The 20996-nt window shown below is 27.0% G+C and carries 17 protein-coding genes and 2 pseudogenes; 12 read left to right on the top strand and 7 right to left on the bottom strand.

Annotated features, from left to right (window positions below; genetic code table 11):
* Positions 1–209 precede the first annotated feature (209 nt).
* The 6 genes from uppS to rpsB form a co-directional block, all read right to left on the bottom strand.
* Positions 210–965: a polyprenyl diphosphate synthase gene (gene uppS / locus BU_RS01265; RefSeq protein WP_010896019.1), complete on the bottom strand. Its 756-nt coding sequence runs from the start codon at positions 963–965 to the stop codon at positions 210–212.
* A 92-nt stretch (positions 966–1057) separates the two neighbouring features.
* Positions 1058–2254 (bottom strand): 1-deoxy-D-xylulose-5-phosphate reductoisomerase, encoded by a 1197-nt coding sequence (gene ispC / locus BU_RS01260; protein WP_010896018.1) that lies wholly within the window; start codon positions 2252–2254, stop codon positions 1058–1060.
* Positions 2255–2336: 82 nt separating this feature from the next.
* Positions 2337–2894 carry a ribosome recycling factor gene (gene frr / locus BU_RS01255; protein WP_010896017.1) on the bottom strand — a complete coding sequence of 186 codons (558 nt, stop codon included), beginning with the start codon at positions 2892–2894 and terminating at the stop codon, positions 2337–2339.
* 80 nt (positions 2895–2974) lie between these two features.
* The gene (gene pyrH / locus BU_RS01250) at positions 2975–3703 is read right to left on the bottom strand and encodes a UMP kinase (protein ID WP_009874189.1); all 729 of its coding nucleotides are present in this window, start codon (positions 3701–3703) and stop codon (positions 2975–2977) included.
* Positions 3704–3753: 50 nt separating this feature from the next.
* A complete protein-coding gene (tsf, locus tag BU_RS01245) occupies positions 3754–4560 on the bottom strand; it encodes a translation elongation factor Ts (protein ID WP_009874188.1) in 807 nt (268 codons plus the stop codon).
* Positions 4561–4636: 76 nt separating this feature from the next.
* Complete coding sequence (gene rpsB / locus BU_RS01240; protein WP_009874187.1) at positions 4637–5371, bottom strand: 30S ribosomal protein S2; 735 nt, start codon at positions 5369–5371, stop codon at positions 4637–4639.
* 262 nt (positions 5372–5633) lie between these two features.
* Here rpsB and map point away from each other — a divergent pair, with 262 nt between their 5' ends.
* Together map and dapD are read left to right on the top strand one after the other, a co-directional pair.
* Positions 5634–6428, top strand: coding sequence for a type I methionyl aminopeptidase (map, locus tag BU_RS01235; RefSeq protein ID WP_009874186.1), 795 nt, complete (start codon positions 5634–5636; stop codon positions 6426–6428).
* Between the two features lie 60 nt (positions 6429–6488).
* The gene (gene dapD, locus BU_RS01230) at positions 6489–7313 is read left to right on the top strand and encodes a 2,3,4,5-tetrahydropyridine-2,6-dicarboxylate N-succinyltransferase (RefSeq protein ID WP_009874185.1); all 825 of its coding nucleotides are present in this window, start codon (positions 6489–6491) and stop codon (positions 7311–7313) included.
* A 43-nt stretch (positions 7314–7356) separates the two neighbouring features.
* On the opposite strand, the gene degP is transcribed toward dapD, so the two are convergent.
* Complete coding sequence (gene degP, locus BU_RS01225; RefSeq protein WP_010896016.1) at positions 7357–8793, bottom strand: serine endoprotease DegP; 1437 nt, start codon at positions 8791–8793, stop codon at positions 7357–7359.
* A gap of 271 nt (positions 8794–9064) precedes the next feature.
* On the opposite strand from degP, the pseudogene BU_RS03245 reads away from it, so the two are divergent.
* The 10 genes and pseudogenes from BU_RS03245 to murD all read left to right on the top strand — a co-directional run bounded on the left by BU_RS03245 (position 9065) and on the right by murD (position 20974).
* A pseudogene (locus BU_RS03245) lies at positions 9065–10140 on the top strand (FAD:protein FMN transferase).
* Between the two features lie 270 nt (positions 10141–10410).
* On the top strand, positions 10411–12126 hold the full coding sequence (locus BU_RS01210; RefSeq protein WP_009874182.1) for an acetolactate synthase 3 large subunit: 1716 nt from the start codon (positions 10411–10413) through the stop codon (positions 12124–12126).
* A gap of 4 nt (positions 12127–12130) precedes the next feature.
* Entirely contained in the window at positions 12131–12607 is a 477-nt protein-coding gene (ilvN, locus tag BU_RS01205) for an acetolactate synthase small subunit (RefSeq protein WP_010896015.1), read from the top strand.
* A gap of 121 nt (positions 12608–12728) precedes the next feature.
* On the top strand, positions 12729–13667 hold the full coding sequence (gene rsmH, locus BU_RS01200; RefSeq protein ID WP_009874180.1) for a 16S rRNA (cytosine(1402)-N(4))-methyltransferase RsmH: 939 nt from the start codon (positions 12729–12731) through the stop codon (positions 13665–13667).
* Positions 13668–13669: 2 nt separating this feature from the next.
* Positions 13670–13923: pseudogene (ftsL, locus tag BU_RS01195) on the top strand (cell division protein FtsL).
* 64 nt (positions 13924–13987) lie between these two features.
* Positions 13988–15727 (top strand): peptidoglycan glycosyltransferase FtsI, encoded by a 1740-nt coding sequence (gene ftsI / locus BU_RS01190; protein ID WP_010896013.1) that lies wholly within the window; start codon positions 13988–13990, stop codon positions 15725–15727.
* Positions 15728–17221, top strand: a complete 1494-nt coding sequence (gene murE / locus BU_RS01185) for a UDP-N-acetylmuramoyl-L-alanyl-D-glutamate--2,6-diaminopimelate ligase (RefSeq protein WP_010896012.1) — start codon at positions 15728–15730, stop codon at positions 17219–17221.
* On the top strand, positions 17218–18585 hold the full coding sequence (gene murF / locus BU_RS01180) for a UDP-N-acetylmuramoyl-tripeptide--D-alanyl-D-alanine ligase (RefSeq protein ID WP_010896011.1): 1368 nt from the start codon (positions 17218–17220) through the stop codon (positions 18583–18585). The genes murE and murF overlap by 4 nt, the downstream gene beginning before the upstream one ends.
* Positions 18579–19652, top strand: coding sequence for a phospho-N-acetylmuramoyl-pentapeptide-transferase (gene mraY, locus BU_RS01175; RefSeq protein ID WP_010896010.1), 1074 nt, complete (start codon positions 18579–18581; stop codon positions 19650–19652). Before murF ends, mraY begins: the two co-directional genes overlap by 7 nt.
* The gene (gene murD / locus BU_RS01170) at positions 19652–20974 is read left to right on the top strand and encodes a UDP-N-acetylmuramoyl-L-alanine--D-glutamate ligase (protein WP_010896009.1); all 1323 of its coding nucleotides are present in this window, start codon (positions 19652–19654) and stop codon (positions 20972–20974) included. Before mraY ends, murD begins: the two co-directional genes overlap by 1 nt.
* Positions 20975–20996: the final 22 nt, after the last annotated feature.

Raw genomic sequence — 20996 nt, 5'->3', positions numbered from 1 at the left:
AAATCTCTTTTTTTATAAAGTTTTTTAAAATACTTGCAAGTTAAGAGATACTATTAAGTAACAATAAAATTCAAAAATACACTTATTTTCTTATACTTTTTATAAACTTATTTAGTAAAAAAAAATATTTTTTTAATGGATTAATAATGTTATTATTTGATATACATTTAAATTTTATTTATATAAAAATATTCATGGTATAAAATTTTCTATTTTTTATTTTTTTTAAATCCTCCGAAACGACGTTCACGAGATACAAAAGAATCTATAGCATGTTGAAAAATATGACAATTAAAATCAGGCCATAAAACATCAGTAAAATATAGTTCAGAATAAGCTATTTGCCATAATAAAAAATTACTGATTCTTTTTTCTCCTCCTGTTCTAATAACTAAATCTACTGGAAGAAGTTCACTAGTAGATAAATATTGAGAAATAGTATTTTCGTGAATTTTATTTACATCTAAGATTCCTCTCTGCACTCGATTAATAATTTTTTTAACGCTTTCAATTATGTCCCATCTTCCACCATAATTTGCTGCTATATTTAAAATTAAACCGGTATTGTCAAAAGTAATTTGTTCTGCATAATGAATACTATTTTGTAATTTTTTATCGAAACATGTTATATCACCAATAACTTTAAATCTGATATTATGTTTTTTTAAATTTTTAATTTCAGTATCTAACGCAAATAAAAATAATTCCATTAGTGCTTTAATTTCAAATAATGGACGATTCCAGTTTTCACTACTAAAAGCATATAAAGTTAATATTTTTAAATTATTTGCAATAGAAAATTTGATTGCTTCTTTTACTGCTCTAAAACCTTCTTTATGACCCATAATACGAATTTTTCCTTGTCTAGTAGCCCATCGCCCATTTCCATCCATAATAATTGCTACATGACAAGGATTACATTCATGATTTTTTTTGTTGTATTCTAATAAATATTTATACTGCATAGTACGTATATGTTTCTCTCAAAAACAAAATTTTATTAAAAAAAGTTTTGAATTAAATAATTGATGAATTAGTACATTAACATAATGTACGTTTAAAAAATTAAAGATGATACTTTATTTTTTGCTAATATTCTTACTTTTCTGTCAATTTCTAGAATGTCTTGAATACACTTTGGTTCGGAAAAACAGGAAGACATTAATATTTCCATATTTATTTCATAAATTTTAGTAAAAGAAATTTTAGAATCGAGAAAAGATGACACGGCAATTTCATTAGCGGCATTCAAAACTGTCATAGAAGCCTGCCCTTGAGAAAAAGCATCAATAGCTAACTTTAGACATGGAAACTGAGTAAAATCAGGTTCGAAAAAAGTTAGATTATTTATTTTATAAAAATTTAAATAATCAACTTCTGTGCAAATACGGTCAGGCCAAGACATTGCATATGAAATAGATGTTCTTATATCAGGTACTGATAATTGTGCTAATAAAGAACCATCATAATACTGCACCATAGAATGAATAATTGATTCAGGATGAATTAAAATTTTAATTTCTGATTCCAAAGCATTAAATAACCATCTTGCTTCAGCATATTCTAAACCTTTATTCATCATAGTAGCTGAATCTACAGAAATTTTTTTTCCCATCAACCAATTGGGATGAGAACAAGCTTGATCTGGAGTCACATTAGATAAATCAGATGAAGAAAATTTATAAAACGGACCTCCAGAACCAGTTAAAACAAGATGCTTGATACTATTTTTCTCTAGAGTAGTTTTACCTAAGTTTTTTTGAATTTCTAAAGGTAACACTTGAAAAATAGCATTATGTTCGCTATCAATAGGAATAATTTTCGCGCCACTTGAAGAAAGTGCTTTCATAAAAAAATAACCACTTGTAATTAAAGATTCTTTATTAGCTAATAATATTGTTTTGCCAGCATGTATTGCAGATAACGTCGGTAACAAACCAGCCATTCCAACAATTGCAGATATAACGTGATCTGTTTCTTCTAATGCAGCTAACGCACAAATATCTTTTTCTCCAGTAAGAACTTGAGTATTGATTTTACTATGTTTTAATTTTTTTCTTAATATATGAGCAGATTTCTCGTCTCTCATAGCCACCCAATCAGGAGAAAATAACTCACATTGACGTAACATAATAGAAAAATTTTTATTAGCTACTAAAGCAATTACCTTAAATAAATCTGGATTTTTTTGAATAATAGATAGCGCGTTAATACCAATGGAACCAGTAGATCCTAAAATAGTGATTTTCTTCATAAATATTCTTAATTATAAAAAATTAATAATTTTTTAATGTATGTTTTATTATATCAAATATGTATATTTTAAGTATCAAATATTAAAATTTCATAAGTTCTTTTTCTTTTTTTTCTAAAATACAGTCTATTTTTTTAATATATTCATTTGTCATTATTTGTATTTTTGATTGTGAAGTATGCTCATTATCTTCACTAATAATTTTATCTTTAAGTAATCTCTTAACTTTATCATTTGCGTCTCTGCGAATGTTGCGAATCTGAATGCGACTACTTTCAGCATCACCACGGATTACTTTAATTAATTGTTTTCTTCTTTCTTCTGTTAGTCTAGGAATCGGAATAATTATATCTTTCCCTTGTAAAACTGGATTCAAATCAAGATTTGAATTTAAAATAGATTTTCTAATTAAAGATGTAATCGAATCATCAAAAACATTGATTTTAAGAGTATGAGAATCTTCAACTATTATATTAGACACTTGACGTAAAGGAGTTTTAGATCCAAAATATTCAATATAAATATTATGAAGCAATGTCGGTGATGCTCTGCCCGTTTTAATATTGGTAATATTATTATGAAACGTTTGAATACATGCTTCCATTCGTTCACGAGTTTTTATATCAATCTGATTAATCACATGATTACCTATATAATATTTTTTTTAATCTAATAAAATGTTTTATTTTAAAATGAATTTTTCTAAATTTTTTTCAAAATTTATCTCGTAATAAGAGTACCTTCATCATCTCCCATGATGATGCGATATAAAGAACCGGGAGTATGTATATTAAAAACTCGAATTGGCATATGATAGTCTCTAGCAAGTGTAAAAGCGGCTAAATCCATAATTTTTAGCTCTTTTTTTAAGACATCTTTGTATGTCAGTCTTCTATATAGAAAAGCATGAGAATCTTTATTTGGATCTTTTGAATATACCCCATCAACTTTGGTTCCTTTTAAAATAATATCAGATTCTGTCTCAATACCACGCAAACAAGCCGCTGAATCCGTTGTAAAAAAAGGGTTTCCTGTTCCAGCTGAAAAAATTACAACAACATGATTAGATAATAAATTCATTGCTTTTTCATAATTGTATATTTCACAAATACCATTTAATGGTATTGCAGACATTAGACAAGTTTTAATAGAAGAGATGGAATTAATTGTATCTCTCATGGCTAAACTATTAATAACTGTTGATAATATACCTATATGATCTGAAGCTACTCGATTAAGACCTAATTTAGATAATTTTGCACCACGAAATAAATTACCACTTCCGATAACTAAACCGACTTGTACACCAATTTTTACTATAAATTCAATTTCTTTTGCTATTCTTTTTAAAGAATTTATATCAATACCAAATTTATTAACTCCTTGTAATACCTCTCCACTTATCTTTAATAAAATACGTCGGTATATGAATTTCTTATCAGTAGACATATTTCTCAACCTAAATATATTTTATATTAATATGTTTTTAAATCTATATTTTATTTAGATACTAATTCACCTAATTCAAATCTAATAAATGATTCAATATGTGCATGATTTTCATTTAAAATATCTCCTACTGTTTTTATAGGGTTCATAATAAAGCTCTGACTAGTTAAAGAGATATTGTTAACGAATTTTTCCATTCTCCCGTCTATAATTTTTTTCAATAAATTTGAAGGCTTATTTAAATTCTTAGCTAATTCTAGTTGAATTTGATATTCCCGTTGAAAAACCTCACTAGATACATTTTTTGGATGTAAATATTCTGGTTTGCTTGCAGCTATATGCATTGCAATATTTTTTAATATTGTTTTATTTAGCGAACTAGAACTAACTAAAACTCCAATACGAACCCCATGAAGATAGGAAAAAATATTTTCACCTTCTATTAAATGAAAACGACGGATATTAATGTTCTCGCCTACTTTTGATACCAACTCCGTTCTTCTTGATTCAAAAATAACTTTTAATTGATTGATATCTTTTATTCTTTTTTCTAATGCTTCTACTAGAATATCTTCGCCTAGACAAATAAACAAGTTGTCTTTAGACACAAAATCAGTTTCACAATTTAACTCAAGCATGACGCCAATGTTATTTTTAATCTTAGAAAAAATCGCACCTTGATTGGTAATATTATTAATTTTTTTTTCAGCAGTTAATTTTCCTGATTTTCGTAAATTATCAATTGCCGATTCGATATCTCCATTTTCTTCTAATAACGCTCGTTTACATGCTAAAAAACCCGCTCCTGTACGAGACCTTAGTTCTTTAATAAGACCAGTATCAACATTGGTTTTCACTATATTAGTTTCCTTTTTTATAAATAGTTTATTATGACTTTATTAAATTAATATTTAAAATATTAATAAATATTTTCTATTCAATATTAGTACTGTTTTTAGTATCAATAAAAACTTTATCTAACGAATTTTGATTATTTATTTTAGAAATTGTAAGCATTATAGATTTTAAATAAAGATTCACAGATCTAATGGCATCATCATTACCAGGTATGATGTAATCTACACCATCAGGATTAGAATTAGTATCAACTATAGAAAATACAGGAATACCTAAGTTATTAGCTTCTGTTATTGCAATATTTTCATGTGCAGCATCAATAACAAATAAGCAATCGGGCAATCCTCCCATATTTTTAATACCTCCTAAACTATTTTCTAATTTAAATAATTCTCTTGATCTTATTAAAGCTTCTTTTTTAGTCAATTTAGAAAAAGTACCATCTTTAGATTCTATTTCTAGATCTTTTAAACGTTTTATAGATTGTCGAACAGTTTTCCAATTTGTTAACATACCACCTAGCCAACGATGATTTACATAAAATTGTTCGCAATTAATAGCGACTTCTTTTATTCCTTTGCTTGCAGCTTTCTTAGTACCTACAAACAATATTCTACCTTTCTTCAAAGCAATTTTTTTTAATTCTGATAGAGCGAAATGAAACATTGGTAGGGTCTTTTCTAAATTAATAATATGTACTCTATTACGAATACCAAAAATAAAAGGTTTCATTTTCGGATTCCAATAACGTGTTTGGTGACCGAAATGAACTCCTGCTTTTAACATCTCGCGCATTGATACAATTTCCATGATTACCTCTAAAATTTTTTAAAATATGAAATTTTTTGTAAATATTATCTTAAATAAAAAATAAAGATTAATATATTAATTTTTAATTTTAATTGATATACCATATAAAGTAATTTATATCATTTTTTATGCTAATAAAACCAATAATTATTGATGTTTCATATAATTTATAATTAATTTTTTTAAAATATATATATTTTTACAGTATAATTTAAATATATCTTAAATCTGAGAAATTGATATAAAAAAACGGCTAAATATTATGAGTTGCATAATTAAAACAGAATCAGAAATTAAAAAAATGCGCATATCTGGAAAATTAGCGGCTGAAGTATTAGAAATGATAAAAGAACATCTTCAGCCAAAAATTAGTACAGAAGATATCAACCAAATTTGTCATGATTATATTGTTTATAAAAAAAAAGCTATTTCGGCATGTTTAGGATATCATGGATTTCCAAAATCAATCTGCATTTCCATTAATGATGTAGTATGTCATGGTATTCCAAGTAAAAATCAAGTATTTAAAGAAGGAGATATAGTTAATATAGATATTGCGATCATTAAAGATGGTTATCATGGTGATACTTCAAAAATGTTTTATATAGGAAAAACTAGTATTTTATCTAAACGTTTATGTCAAGTTGCTCGAGAAAGCTTATATCTGTCTTTAAAACTAGTAAAACCAGGTATACCGTTATATAAAATTGGCGAAATTATTCAAAATTATGTTGAAAGCAACAATTTTTCTGTTGTAAAAGAATATTGTGGACATGGAATTGGACGTAATTTCCACGAAGAACCTCATGTATTACATTATAAAAATAAAAAAAACAATATTATTCTAAAGAAAGGAATGATTTTTACTATTGAACCAATGATTAATTCTGGAAATCCAGAAGTAAAATGTATGAAAGATGGATGGACTGTGAAAACTAAAGATCGTTCTTTATCAGCTCAATATGAACATACTGTATTAGTAACGGAATATGGATGTGATATTTTAACATGGCAAAAGGATGAAGATATTTCTCAAAAATTAGTTAATATAAATTAAATTATTGATAATTTAACAATTTTTCTTATTCATTAATAATAAATTAGGTCACATTAAAATATGAAAGAACTTAAAAAAATAATTGAAGAAACTTATGAAAATAAAAATAAAATTAACCTAAATAACCTTGATTATGAAATCTTACAAACTATTTTTCGTGTTATTAAATTATTAAATAATGGCATAATTAGAATTTCAGAAAAAAAAGATAATACTTGGATTACACACGAATGGTTAAAAAAAGCAGTTCTATTATATATATATATTAAAGAAAATAAATTTATAGAAGGTAGTTACACTAGTTACTATGATAAAGTTCCATTAAAATATGAAAAATATAATGAAAAACAATTTAAAAAAGAAAAAGTCAGAATAGTACCACCAGCAACAATAAGATATGGTGCATTCATTAATTATAATACAATAATTATGCCTTCTTATATAAATATAGGTGCATATATTGATCAAGGTACTATGATAGATACTTGGGCTACCATAGGATCTTGTGCTCAAATAGGTAAAAATGTGCATATATCTGGAGGTGTAGGTATAGGTGGCGTTCTAGAACCTCTTCAAAATAATCCTACAATTATTGAAGATAATTGTTTTATTGGTGCCCGTTCTGAAATTGTAGAAGGAGTTGTTATAGAAAAAGGATGTGTGATTTCTATGGGCGTTTTTATTGGGCAAAGCACAAAAATTTATGACAGAGAGAACGGAAAAATTTTTTACGGAAGAGTACCTGCCCATTCTGTAGTAGTTTCTGGAACTTTGCCATCCGAAAATAGAAATTACAACCTTTATGCTGCTATTATTGTAAAAAAAGTAGATGCAAAAACATTAGGAAAAACAGAAATTAATCAATTATTACGAAATATAAAATAAGAAAAAAGCCGCCCGTATTTGTTCGGGCGGAACTATAAAATTATTATTCGCTTACTAAATATATAGTATCATTTCCTCTTTTTATATTAAAAACTAAAATTTTAGGTTTGCTATGTAAAAATTTCTTTAATTCGTCCACATTACTTATTAATTTCTGATTTACGTTAAGAATAATATCATCTTTTTTAAAACCAATTTTTGATGCAGGAGTATGTGGTTTTACATTATCTACTTTTATAACTTTTTGTTCATTAAATATATAATCACTTAAATCTACACCTTCAATTCCTATATAATCATTTTCTGAATTTAAATTGTGTTTTACGGAATGTTTTAATTCTACAGTAATATTTTTAATTCTTCCCTCGCGAAATACTCCTAATTCCATTTTAGTTGCAACTGGCAAAGATCCTATTTCAGCACGTAATGATGAAAAACTAGAAATTGGTTTTCTATTTAAAGAAATTATAATGTCACCAGCTTTAATACCTGCTTCAAATGCAGAAGAATTAGGTAAAACTCGACTAACAAATGCTCCTTTTTGTGAATTTATTTTCATAATTTGTGCTAAATCTGAATTAAGTTCCATGCCCATTATACCTAATTCTCCTCGTCTTACCTGTCCAAATTGAACCATTTGTGCTGTTAAATTTTTTACCATATTGCAAGGAATAGCGAATCCTATTCCAATATTTCCGCCATCTGGAGCTAAAATAGCAGTATTAATACCTATTAGCTCACCCTTTAAATTAACTAAGGCTCCACCAGAATTTCCTCTATTAATTGCCGCATCAGTTTGAATAAAATTTTCATAATGCTCAATATTTAAACCACTTCGTCCTAGAGCAGAAATAATACCTGAGGTTACAGTTTCTCCAAGACCATATGGATTTCCAATAGCTACAGTATAGTCTCCTACTCTTAAATTATCGGAATCAGCAATTTTTATCTCACTTAAATTATTTGCATTTTTTAATTGTATTAAAGCAATATCAGAACGAGAGTCTTTCCCAATTACTCGTGCTTCATATCGACGTCCATCACTTAGTTGAACCTGAATTTTATTTGCATTTTCAACAACATGATTATTTGTTACTGCATATCCTTTGTCAGCATTAATAATAACACCTGAACCTAATGCCCGAAATTTTTCTTTTTTATCATCAGAGTCAGGATTAATATGACAAAAAGGTGAGTGTCGAAATGGTGAATTTCCTTGACAAAAAGGGGAATTATCACCAAAAAATGGTTGAAATTGATGAGGTAAACGAGAAGTACGTGTAATTGCACTTCCTTCAATATTAATACTAATTACTGAAGGCATAACTTTTTCTAACATTGGCGCTAAACTAGGAGAAATTTCTCTGGAAACAATACTATTTTTTGTGTTAGAGAAAACATTATTCCAAGACATTCCAAAACTTAGTAATAGCGTCAAAATCAGTATTATTTTACTTAATATTATAGCTGATTTTTTCATTATTTCTTTCTCATAATTACAATCTAATCTGTAAACAAAGATATTATTATAATGCATTACACAATAGAATAAATGTTTATTATACACTCCATCGATATTTAACTCCATTTCTGGTTAATATCTATATAAAATTTTTAAAAAGATTGAAAATTAGAAAACAAACTACAAAATAATAAATATTTATATTTGAAAACTCAAAAAAATCTATAACTTTATTTTTTTATTTATCAGATAAAATTTATTTTTGTTAATTAGGAGAATAATATTATTTATGTTCTTAAAAATTATTTACAGTGTTTTTATTTTTTTTATATTTATAGTCGTTAATTTTTATAATAGATATTTAGATAGAGAAAAACAAAATATTGCAACATTAACAGGAAAAACTATGGGTACATATTGGCAAGTCAAGATCCCTAATTTAAAAAATAAAAAATACATAAAAAATTTAATACAACAAAATTTAGATGAAGATGAAAAAATGCTTTCTTCTTGGAAGAAAAATTCTCTTGTATCTCAATTTAATAGACTAAAAAAACATCAGCGTCAAATAATCAATCAAGATTTTTTTAAAATTATTTCAACCGCCCTAAAAATTAATCGAAAAACTAATGGGAAATTAGATATTACAATTAGTCGATTAATTAATATGTGGGGATTTGGCACTAAAGAAAAACTCACTCATTATCCTTCTAAAAAAAAAATAAAAGAAAAAATTTTCCTTTCCGGAAGTCAACATTTAAAACTTATTAAAAATTCTTTTGGGATGTTTCTAGAAAAAGATATAGATGGGATAGAAATTAATCTTTCCACTCTTGGTGAAGGCTTTGCTGTAGATCATTTGTCACGTATACTTACAAAAAAAAAATAAAAAATTATACTATCTCAGTAGGAGGAGCTGTATTAGTCAAAGTAGAAAAAAATACAAGAAAAGATAAAATTATCGCAATTCAAAAACCTGTTGATAGAAGAAAATCAATACACTTACTTGTATATTTAAAGAATAATGCAATCAGTACAGCAGGCAGTTATCGTAATTATTATTCTCTTGAAGGAAAACATATTTCGCACTTAATTGATCCTCATAGCGGCAAACCTATACATCATAATTTAGTTTCAGTTAGTGTAATTTCCTCAACAGCTTTAGAATCAGACGCTTGGGATACAGGATTATTAATACTAGGTTTTAGAAAAGCTCAAAAGTTAGCATTAAAAGAGAAATTAGCGGTATGTCTTATTACTCAAAAAAAAAATGTTTTTTCAACATGGATCTCACCTAAATTTAAAAGATTTTTAGTTGAAAAAAATATTCCAATCATTCAACATATAAAAACTAAATTACATTAAATAATACTTAATACTTTCTATTAATTGATAATATCTGATATATTTGCAATAATAAAAATCAAAATTAATTTTTCATTTAATAGTAATAAAACATGACATCATTTAAAATGACTTCTTAAATAAAACATAACATTAAAAATAAATTTTTTGAATTTTTTATAATCTTTTAAACTAAATAGTGCTAATTTTATCTAGATGAACTACAGGATAAACTGATAGATAGAGATCTAGGAAATACAACCTAATAAATTAGTATCCTGGAGGAAAAAAATGGAAATATTATCAGGAGCCGAAATGGTCGTTCGATCATTAATTGATCAGGGAATACAGCATATATTTGGTTATCCTGGTGGTGCTGTACTAGATATTTATGATGCTCTAAAAACCGTTGGTGGAATCGAACATATTCTAGTGAGACACGAACAGGCTGCAACTCACATGGCTGACGGTTATTCTCGTTCTACTGGAAAAACTGGAGTAGTATTAGTTACTTCTGGACCCGGTGCAACTAATGCTATTACTGGTATTGCAACAGCATACATGGATTCTATTCCAATGGTTGTTATTTCAGGACAAGTCGCTTCTTCATTAATCGGTTATGATGCTTTTCAAGAATGTGATATGATCGGAATTTCTCGTCCAATAGTAAAACACAGTTTCTTAGTTAAAAAAACTGAAGATATACCAATTGTTTTTAAAAAAGCTTTTTGGTTAGCATCTAGTGGCCGTCCAGGACCTATAGTAATTGATTTACCGAAAGATATTTTAAAAAAAGACAATAAATATCTCTATAAATGGCCAGATAATATTAATATACGTTCATATAATCCAACAACTAAAGGTCATATAGGGCAAATTAAAAAAGCTCTGCATACATTATTAAAAGCTCAAAGACCAGTGATTTATGCAGGGGGCGGAATTATTAGTTCTAACAGTAGTGAAGAATTAAGAATTTTTGCAGAAAAGATCAACTGTCCTGTTACGACTTCTTTAATGGGATTAGGTAGTTTTCCAGGCACTCATGATCAAAATATTTCCATGTTAGGAATGCATGGTACGTATGAAGCTAACATGACCATGCATCATGCCGATGTTATTTTTGCAATCGGTGTAAGATTCGATGATCGCACAACAAATAATTTAAATAAATACTGTCCAAATGCGATTGTTTTACATGTTGATATTGATCCGACTTCTATTTCTAAAACTGTATCTGCCAATATACCTATTGTAGGAGATGCTAAACATGTCTTGCAAAAAATGATAGAATTACTAAAAAAAGAAAAGAAAATTTCACTGTTAGAAGATTGGTGGAATACTATTAAAAAATGGAAAAAAATAAATAGTCTACAATACAATCAACTAAGTAATAAGATAAAACCTCAAACAGTTATTAAAACTCTTTTTAAACTCACAAAAGGAACGTCTTATATCACATCAGATGTTGGACAGCATCAAATGTTTACTGCATTATATTATCCATTTAACAAACCTAGACGTTGGATTAATTCAGGTGGATTAGGTACCATGGGATTTGGATTACCCGCGGCATTAGGAGTTAAATTAGCCCTGCCCAAAGAAACTGTTATCTGTATTACAGGAGATGGCAGTATTCAAATGAATATTCAAGAATTATCTACAGCACGACAATATAATTTAGCAGTATTAATATTAAATCTCAACAATTCTTCTTTAGGAATGGTCAAACAATGGCAAGATATGATTTATTCAGGACGACATTCCCATTCTTATATGGACTCACTTCCTGATTTTGTAAAATTATCAGAATCCTATGGCCACTTTGGTATCCAAATTACTGAACCTATAGAATTAGAAGAGAAATTAATGCTTGCATTAAGTAAATTGTCTGATGGTCATTTGGTGTTCGTAGACGTTCAAATAGATAATTCTGAGCATGTTTATCCTATGCAGATTCAAGGGGGTGGCATGAATGAAATGCGGCTAAGGAAAAAAGAGGTTGCCTAAAAATATGCGAAGAATTTTATCTATTTTATTGGAAAATGAATCAGGTGCACTATCAAGAGTAATAGGACTCTTTTCACAAAGAGGATATAATATAGAAACTATTACGCTAGCACCTACTGAAGATCCTACTTTATCTAAAATGACTATACAAACAGTAGGAAATGAAAAAGCTATTGAACAAATTGAAAAACAACTGCATAAATTAATAGATGTATTAAGAGTTGTACAAATTGGACAATCTTCTCATATAGAACGGGAAATCGTATTATTAAAAGTTCAGATAAACAATCATAGAAGAGATGATATAAAACATATTACTGAAGTATTTCGAGGGCAAATTGTAGACATAACATCTGCAACATATATATTGCAATTGTCTGGTACTACGAAAAAAATTGATGCTTTTTTAAAAATAATACGTAATTTTTCAGAAATTATCGAGGTAACTCGTTCTGGAATTGTTGGTATTTCTCGGGGATAAATGTTTTAAATTTAAATTAATAACATTTCACATTCTTCTTTCTAAAAAATATTAAACATGGTTATTTAAATAGAAATGACCATGTACTATATTCTTACTTTATATCGTCTATATTTAAAAAATGAATCACATATTTAAACATATTCCAGTAATGAAAAAAGAACTAATTGATTCTTTAAAAATAAAAAAAAACGGTATTTATATTGACAGTACATTTGGAACAGGTGGACATTCAAATGAAATTTTGAAAAAATTAGGACAAAATGGTCGATTATATTCTATTGACAGAGACCCCATTGCTTTCTCCATAGGAAGTGAAATCAAAGATTCACGTTTTCATATAATTAATGAAAATTTTTCAAAATTATTAGATTTTGCAAAAAATGAAAAAATTATAGGGAAAGTAAATGGAATTATATTTGATTTAGGAGTTTCTTCAATACAAATTGACGATTATAGAAGAGGTTTTTCATTTAAAAATGACGGCCCTTTAGATATGCGAATGAATCCTAATTATGGAATTTCTGCTTCCGAATGGCTTTTTGAAAGTAATGTTAAAGAAATTTCTTTTGTTTTAAAAAATTTCGGAGAAGAACGTTTTTCAAGAAAAATAGCTTATGCTATCAAACGTAGAAGTCAAATAAAAAAAATAACCAGTACTCTAGAATTAGCCAACATTATTAAAAAAACTATACCAACAAAAAATAAATTTAAACATCCAGCAAGAAGGAGTTTTCAAGCAATTAGAATTTATATCAATCAAGAGTTAGAAGAAATTCAAAAAGCTTTAGAAAGCACGCTAAAAATACTTAAGCCAGGAGGACGTATATCTATTATTAGTTTTCATTCTTTAGAAGACAGATTAGTAAAAAAATTCATGATTAAAAACAGCACAAAAGCAATTATTCCATACGGAATGCCTATTACGGAAGAACAATTAAATAGGTTAACAACATGTAAATTAAAAATTATAAATCGTATATTACCTACACAAAATGAAATAAATAATAATCCTAGAGCTCGCAGCTCCGTACTTCGTATCGCAGAAATACAAGAATAAATATGAAAATTCAACGTTATGATTTACCTAAAATCATCAAAAATGATTTTCTTTTATATGGGAAAATTCATTTAACTTTATTAATAGCTATTATATTATCAGCTAGCTTAGTCATCATTACAGTTTATAATACTCGATTATTAATTACAGAAGAAGAAGATGTTATTCAAAAAAAAAAAAAAAAAATGATGAATGGAGAAATTTAATAATTGAAAAAAATTCTTTATCTATTCATTCTACAGTTCAAAAAAAATAATTTTAGCATAAAAAAATTTTTATTTTATAAAAATAAATGTACATTGATGGATATTATTTAGAAAATGTATAAAAAAGAAAAAAATAGATTTTTAAAATCAAAACAAATAAATTATATAAATTGGCGTTTTTTTTTATTATATGGCTTTATTTTTTTGTCCCTGTTTATTTTAACACTTCGCGTAATTTTTTTACAAATTATCAGTTCTAATCGATTAATAACAGAAGGAGATCGTCGAACATTAAGAACACAATCTTTACTTAGTACAAGAGGTGCAATTAAGGATCGAAGAGGTTATCCGTTAGCAGTTACTGTATTAGTAAACGCAATTTGTGCAGATCCATCAGTAATTCTAAAAACAAAAAATATTAAAAACCATAAACGTTGGCAAGCTTTATCAGAAATTCTTTCTATTCCTTTAAAAAAAATGTTTCTACGTATAAATTCTCATAAAAAATCAAAATTTATTTACTTAGCTCGTCAAATTAATCCTGAAATTTCAGAATATATTAAAAAATTACAGTTACCTGGCATTTTTTTATTAGAAGAATCAAAAAGATACTATCCATTTAAAGAAATTTCAGCTCAACTAGTAGGTTTTACTAATATAGATGGAATAGGGATTGAAGGAATAGAAAAAAGCTTCGATTTATTATTAACAGGAAAACCAGGAAAAAGAAAAATAAGACAAGATAATAAAGGACATGTTATTGAAAAAATATCTTTAGTTCATAAACGAGCATCTAATAACTTAAATCTTAGCATTGATACAAAATTACAAACTATTGTATATAATGAATTACAAGAAGGGGTTAAAAAAAGCCAATCTGATTCTGGAACTGCAATTTTAATTAACATTAAATCAGGAGAGGTTCTAGCTATGGCAAATAGTCCTTCATATAATCCTAATAATATACGACATATCATACAAAAAAATGTTCGTAATAAAGCAATTACAGATCTTTTTGAACCTGGCTCAACAGTAAAACCAATAGTCATTATAGAAGCGTTAAAACTTGGAATAATACAAGAAAATTCAATTATTGATACAAAACCTTTTTTAATTCAAAAACATCAAATAAAAGATGTATCCTATCATGAAAAACTTACGATAACTGGTATATTGCAAAAATCAAGTAACGTGGGTGTGTCAAAAATTGCACTATCCATGCCAACTTTAAAATTACTCGATAGTTATATTAAATTTGGATTAGGTAAACCTACTCAACTAGGATTAATAGGAGAAAAACATGGTTTTTTCCCTCCTAAAAAAAGGTGGTCTAATTTAGATAAAGCTACTTTGTCTTTTGGATACGGACTTATGGTAACTCCACTTCAGTTAGCAAGATTATATTCTACTATTGCTAGTTATGGAATATATCGTCCACTTTCAATTATAAAAACTGACCGTCCAACAGGCGGAAAACAAATTTTCCCCCCAAAATATGTCAAAAAAGTAATTAATATGATGGAAAGTGTTTCTCAACCAGGTGGAGGAGGTCTTCAAGCGGCAGTCCGAGGATATCGTGTTGCTGTAAAAACAGGGACTGCAAAAAAAGTAGGAATTCATGGGCGTTATATTAAAAAATACACAGCTTATACAGCAGGAATTGCACCAGCTAGCGATCCAAGATTTTCATTGATAATTATTCTCGATAATCCTCAAGGAAAAAAATATTATGGAGGAGCGGTTTCTGCTCCAGTTTTTAGTAATATAATGAAACTAATATTAAAAAAAATGAATATAAAACCAGATAACTTGTCAAATCAAAAAATGATTTTAAAATCAAATAAAAGGAACTGAATGAATAAAATTTGCTTAAAATATTTATTATTACCATGGATTAAAAATATTCCAAAAAAATATATTTCAAATTTGAAGATGGATAGCAGAACTTTAACTCCAGGAGATTTGTTTATAGCAGTTCCGGGGATAAAAAAAGATGGCCGTCATTTCATTGTTCAAGCTATTAATAAAAAAGCAGCAGCTATTCTATGTGAAACTAAAAAAAAAGATAAGCATGGAATATTTAAATATATCAAGAATGTTATTCTAATATACTTTTTTAAACTATCTGAAAATGTATCATTGTTAGCAAATCGTTTTTATAAAGAACCAGGAAAGAGATTAAAAATCATTGGCATAACTGGTACTAATGGAAAAACTACGGTAACACAATTAATCAATCAGTGGAGTACAATTTTAGGTACAAAAACAGCAACTATGGGAACTTTAGGAAATGGTTTTTATAATTCTTTGCAACCTACAAATAATACAACTTCCTCGCCTATTTTTATTCAACTATTCTTATCTAAAGTCTTAGAAAAACAAGCTGAATTAGTGACTATGGAAGTTTCTTCACATGGTTTGATACAACATCGCGTTAAAGAAGTTCCTTTTTATATTGCAATTTTCACTAATCTAACTCAAGATCACTTAGATTATCATGAAAATTTGGAAAAATATGAATCCGCAAAATGGTTATTATTTAGTACACATAAGGTAAAAAAAATTATATTAAATGCTGATGATCAATATGGGAAAATATGGTTAAAAAAACTACTTAATTTCTACACAGTAGCTGTTACTATTCAAAACAGAAAACAAAAAAAATATTCTACAAAATGGATTAATGCCACTAATATTGAACAGAATAATAATTCCATTTATATTACATTTGAATCTAGTTGGGGAACAGGAAGAATATCCTCTTGTTTAATTGGACGTTTTAATGTCACTAATCTCCTGTTGTCATTAGCTTGTCTTTTAGAACTAGGCTATAGTTTATCAGACTTAATCCATACGTCTGAAAAAATAATACCAGTACAGGGTCGAATGGAATTATTTTCTTATGTCAAAAAACCAACTTTTATTATCGATTACGCTCATACACCTGATGCACTAAAAAAAACACTTAATGCCATTCATTCACATTACCAAAGATATATATGGTGTATATTTGGATGCGGAGGAGAAAGAGATCAAAAAAAACGCCCTATTATGGGTGCTATTGCAGAAAAAATGTCAGATAAAGTGATCATTACTAATGACAACCCCAGAAATGAAAAAGAAAAAAAAATTATTCAAGATATTTTAAATGGTTGTAAAAATAAGGAAAAAATATTAATTATCCCTGATAGAAAAAAAGCAATATCTTATGCTTATTTCGGAGCAAAATATCATCATATAATTTTAATAGCTGGAAAAGGACACGAAGAAAAACAAATAATTCAAAATAGATCTATAAACTATTCAGATAAAAAAATAGTATTAAATTTATTAGGAAAAAATATATGATTTCTTTATCATTAAAAAAAATTGCTTTAATAACGAACGGAACGCTATATGGAGCAGATTTGTTAATAAATGAAATTGTCATAGACACTAAAAAAATTATTCCAGGTTGTCTTTTTATTGCTTTAATAGGTAGAAAATTTGATGCTCATATTTTTATACACGATGCCTTAAAAAAAAAGTGTGCTGCATTTGTTACACAAAAAAATATAAAACCCCATGTTCCATATATTATAGTGGAAAATACTTCTATTGCGTTAGGTCAAATTGCTGGCTGGGTTCGCAAAAAAACTAAGGCAAAAATATTAGCTATTACCGGTTCTTGTGGAAAAACCTCAGTAAAAGAAATGACGGCCTCTATACTTAGGAAAAATGGGAATACAATATCTACTATTGATAATTTAAACAATAATATTGGTGTTCCAATGACTTTACTTCAATTAAAACAAGAACATAAATATGGTGTGATTGAATTAGGTGCGAGTAAACCGGGCGAAATTGCTTATACTAGTAATATCAGTCAACCAGATATTATACTAATTAATAATATTCATTGTGCTCATTTACAAGGATTTAAATCATTATTAGGAGTATCTAAAGCAAAATCAGAAATATTTTCTGGTTTAAAACCTAATAGTACAGTTATTATTAATTTAGATAGTCATCATTTTTCACAATGGAAAAAAGACATAAAGAACAGTAATATTTTGTTCTTTTCTATTAAAAAAAAAAAATATAGTAATTTTTTTTGTAGTAATATTAAAATTCATATACATGGCACATCTTTTACGATGCATACACCGTGTGGAAAAATAAATATTTCATTACCGTTTTTAGGTTACCAAAACATATCTAATGCATTAGCAGCTAGTGCCTTTTCATTTGCGCTTAAAATACCTTTAAAAAAAATAAAAATAGGACTATTGGACACACCTATTGTTTCAAAAAGATTAGAGTCTATTATACTAGAACCCAATAAAATTTTAATTGATGATACCTACAATTCTAACGTTTCATCTATGATTTCAGCAATAAAAGTTTTAGAAAGAATGCCAGGTTATAAAATATTAGTAACTGGAGATATGGCCGAATTAGGAGAAAACAGTATGATGTATCATCAAATGATAGGAAATACTGCTAATTCATCTGCAATTAATAAAATTTTTAGCATTGGTGATATGAGTAGTGAAATCACTAAAATTTTTAATAATGGCAAACATTTTTTAAATAAAAAAAAATTAAGCGAATATTTAAAAAATGTTTTTTTAAAGAAAAAAAAAATAACCATATTAGTTAAAGGATCTCGTAGTACAAAAATGGAAAAAGTAGTAGAAGATCTTATTAAGGAGAGCAAAAAAAAATGCTAATTTTTTTTAATAAATATTTACATATAAATTTAAATATTCTTTCTTATATTCCATATCGTGCAATATTTAGCTTATTAACTTCTTTTTTTATCAATCTATATATTGGGCCATATTTTATATATTACTTTAAAAAATTACAAACATATCAAATTATACGAAATAATGGGCCAAAAACACATTATTCAAAAAAAAACACACCTACCATGGGTGGAATTTTTATAATTTTTTCTATATTGTTTTCGACAATACTATACTGTAATTTATCCAATATTTATATTTGGTACGTCATAAGTATTTTAATAGGATATGGCTTAATAGGTTTTATAGATGATTATAAAAAAATAAAGTATAAAAATAGTCAAGGATTAAAACTAAAATGGAAATATTTTTTTTTATCTATTATTGCTTTCATATTCATCTGTATGATTAAGATAAACAATAAAGATATTATTTCTACTGAATTAATAATTCCCTTTTGTATAAAGAATGATTTTGAAATAAACTATTTATATATATTTCTTTCTTATTTTGTACTAGTTGGCACTAGTAATGCAGTTAATCTAACAGATGGATTAGATGGTTTAGCTATTATGCCAGTTATTTTTTTAACTTGTGGTTTGACATTAATATCTTTATTTAGCGACAATATAAATATCTCACATTATCTACATGTTCAATATGTAAAAAATTCAACAGAACTAGCTATATTATGTATGGCAATTGTTGGTTCAGGATTAGGTTTTTTATGGTTTAATAGCTATCCAGCAAAAGTGTTCATGGGAGATGTTGGATCACTAGCATTAGGTGGTTCTTTAGGAGCTATAGCAATATTATTACATCAAGAATTACTACTAATTATCATGGGTGGTATTTTTGTTTTTGAAACAATATCTGTGATATTACAAATTATATCGTTTAAAATAAGAAAAAAAAGAATTTTTCAAATGGCACCAGTTCACCACCATTATGAAGTCAAAGGAATATTAGAACCTTTGATTATCGTAAGATTTTGGATTGTGTCACTAATATTGTTACTCATAAGTCTCATTTCTTTAAAGGTATGTTGATGTCATATAATTATTTTGGTAAAAAAATATTAATTTTAGGAATGGGTTTAACAGGAATATCTTGCATTAATTTTTTTTTAAAAAAAGGAATAAAACCTAAAATTATTGATGAATCTAAACATCCTTCAAATTTTATTAAAATTCCTCAAAATATTGAATATAGTTTAGGAAGTTTAGACCATCAGTGGATTCTAGAATCAGACTTAATTGTTATAAGTCCGGGTATTTCTTCATTTAAACCTATTTTAATTAAAGCACGTTTGCTAGGTATTGAGATTATTAGTGATATTGAACTATTTTCTAGAGAAGTGACCTGTCCTATTATTTCAATAACAGGGACTAATGGAAAAAGTACTGTAGCTACCATGATTGAAAAAATTGCAAAAAAATCAGGATATAAAGCTTTTCTAGGTGGTAATATAGGTGTTCCCGTACTAGAAATACTTGATAAAGAAGCAGATTTATACATAATAGAACTGTCTAGTTTTCAACTAGAAAATACATTTAATTTAAAATCTAAGATAGCAGTTATTCTTAATATTAGCGAAGATCATATCAATCGATACCCAAATGGATTCCAACAATATAAAAACACTAAATTGTCTGTTTATAATCAAGCAGAAATTTGTATAATTAACTCTAATGATAAGATAGAAAAAAGTCTTATTCATAGTAAGAATAAAAAATGGATTAGTTTTGGAACAAATAGAAGTGATTATCGTATTTGTTCTAAAAGCAATGACCCTATTTTATTTTTTAAAAATAAAAAAATATTAAATACTAGTGAAATATTATTATATGGATATCATAATTACAATAATATATTAGTCTCTTTAGCTATTTCAGATGCAATGCAATTCCCTAGAAATGACGCAATAAATGTACTTAAAAGTTTCTCGAATTTACCACATCGATTTCAAATAATAAAAAATGAAAAAGGAGTACGTTGGATAAACGATTCTAAATCCACAAATGTAAATAGTACTCAAGTTGCTTTAAATTCTATAAAAACAACTGGAACAATAAGATTATTATTAGGCGGCGATAGTAAATCTGCAAATTTTAATATATTAAAAAATATTTTTAGAACTTTAAAAATAAAAATTTACTGTTTTGGAAGAGATGGCATTAAATTGTCAAAAATATGTGAAAAAAAATCTATTTATGTTGAAAATTTAAAAAAAGCAGTAATTTTAATTTCAAAACAAGTCAAATCAGGTGATACCGTTCTTTTGTCTCCTGGGTGCAGCAGCTTAGGTCAATTTTCTAACTTTGAAGAGAGAGGTAATCTTTTTATAAAATTAATAAAGGAAATAACTTGAAACACTTACAAAAAAAAAATTC

The organism is Buchnera aphidicola str. APS (Acyrthosiphon pisum) (assembly GCF_000009605.1).
Classification (GTDB): Bacteria; Pseudomonadota; Gammaproteobacteria; order Enterobacterales; family Enterobacteriaceae; genus Buchnera; species Buchnera aphidicola_I.
This window is presented reverse-complemented; position numbering and strand designations above follow the sequence as displayed.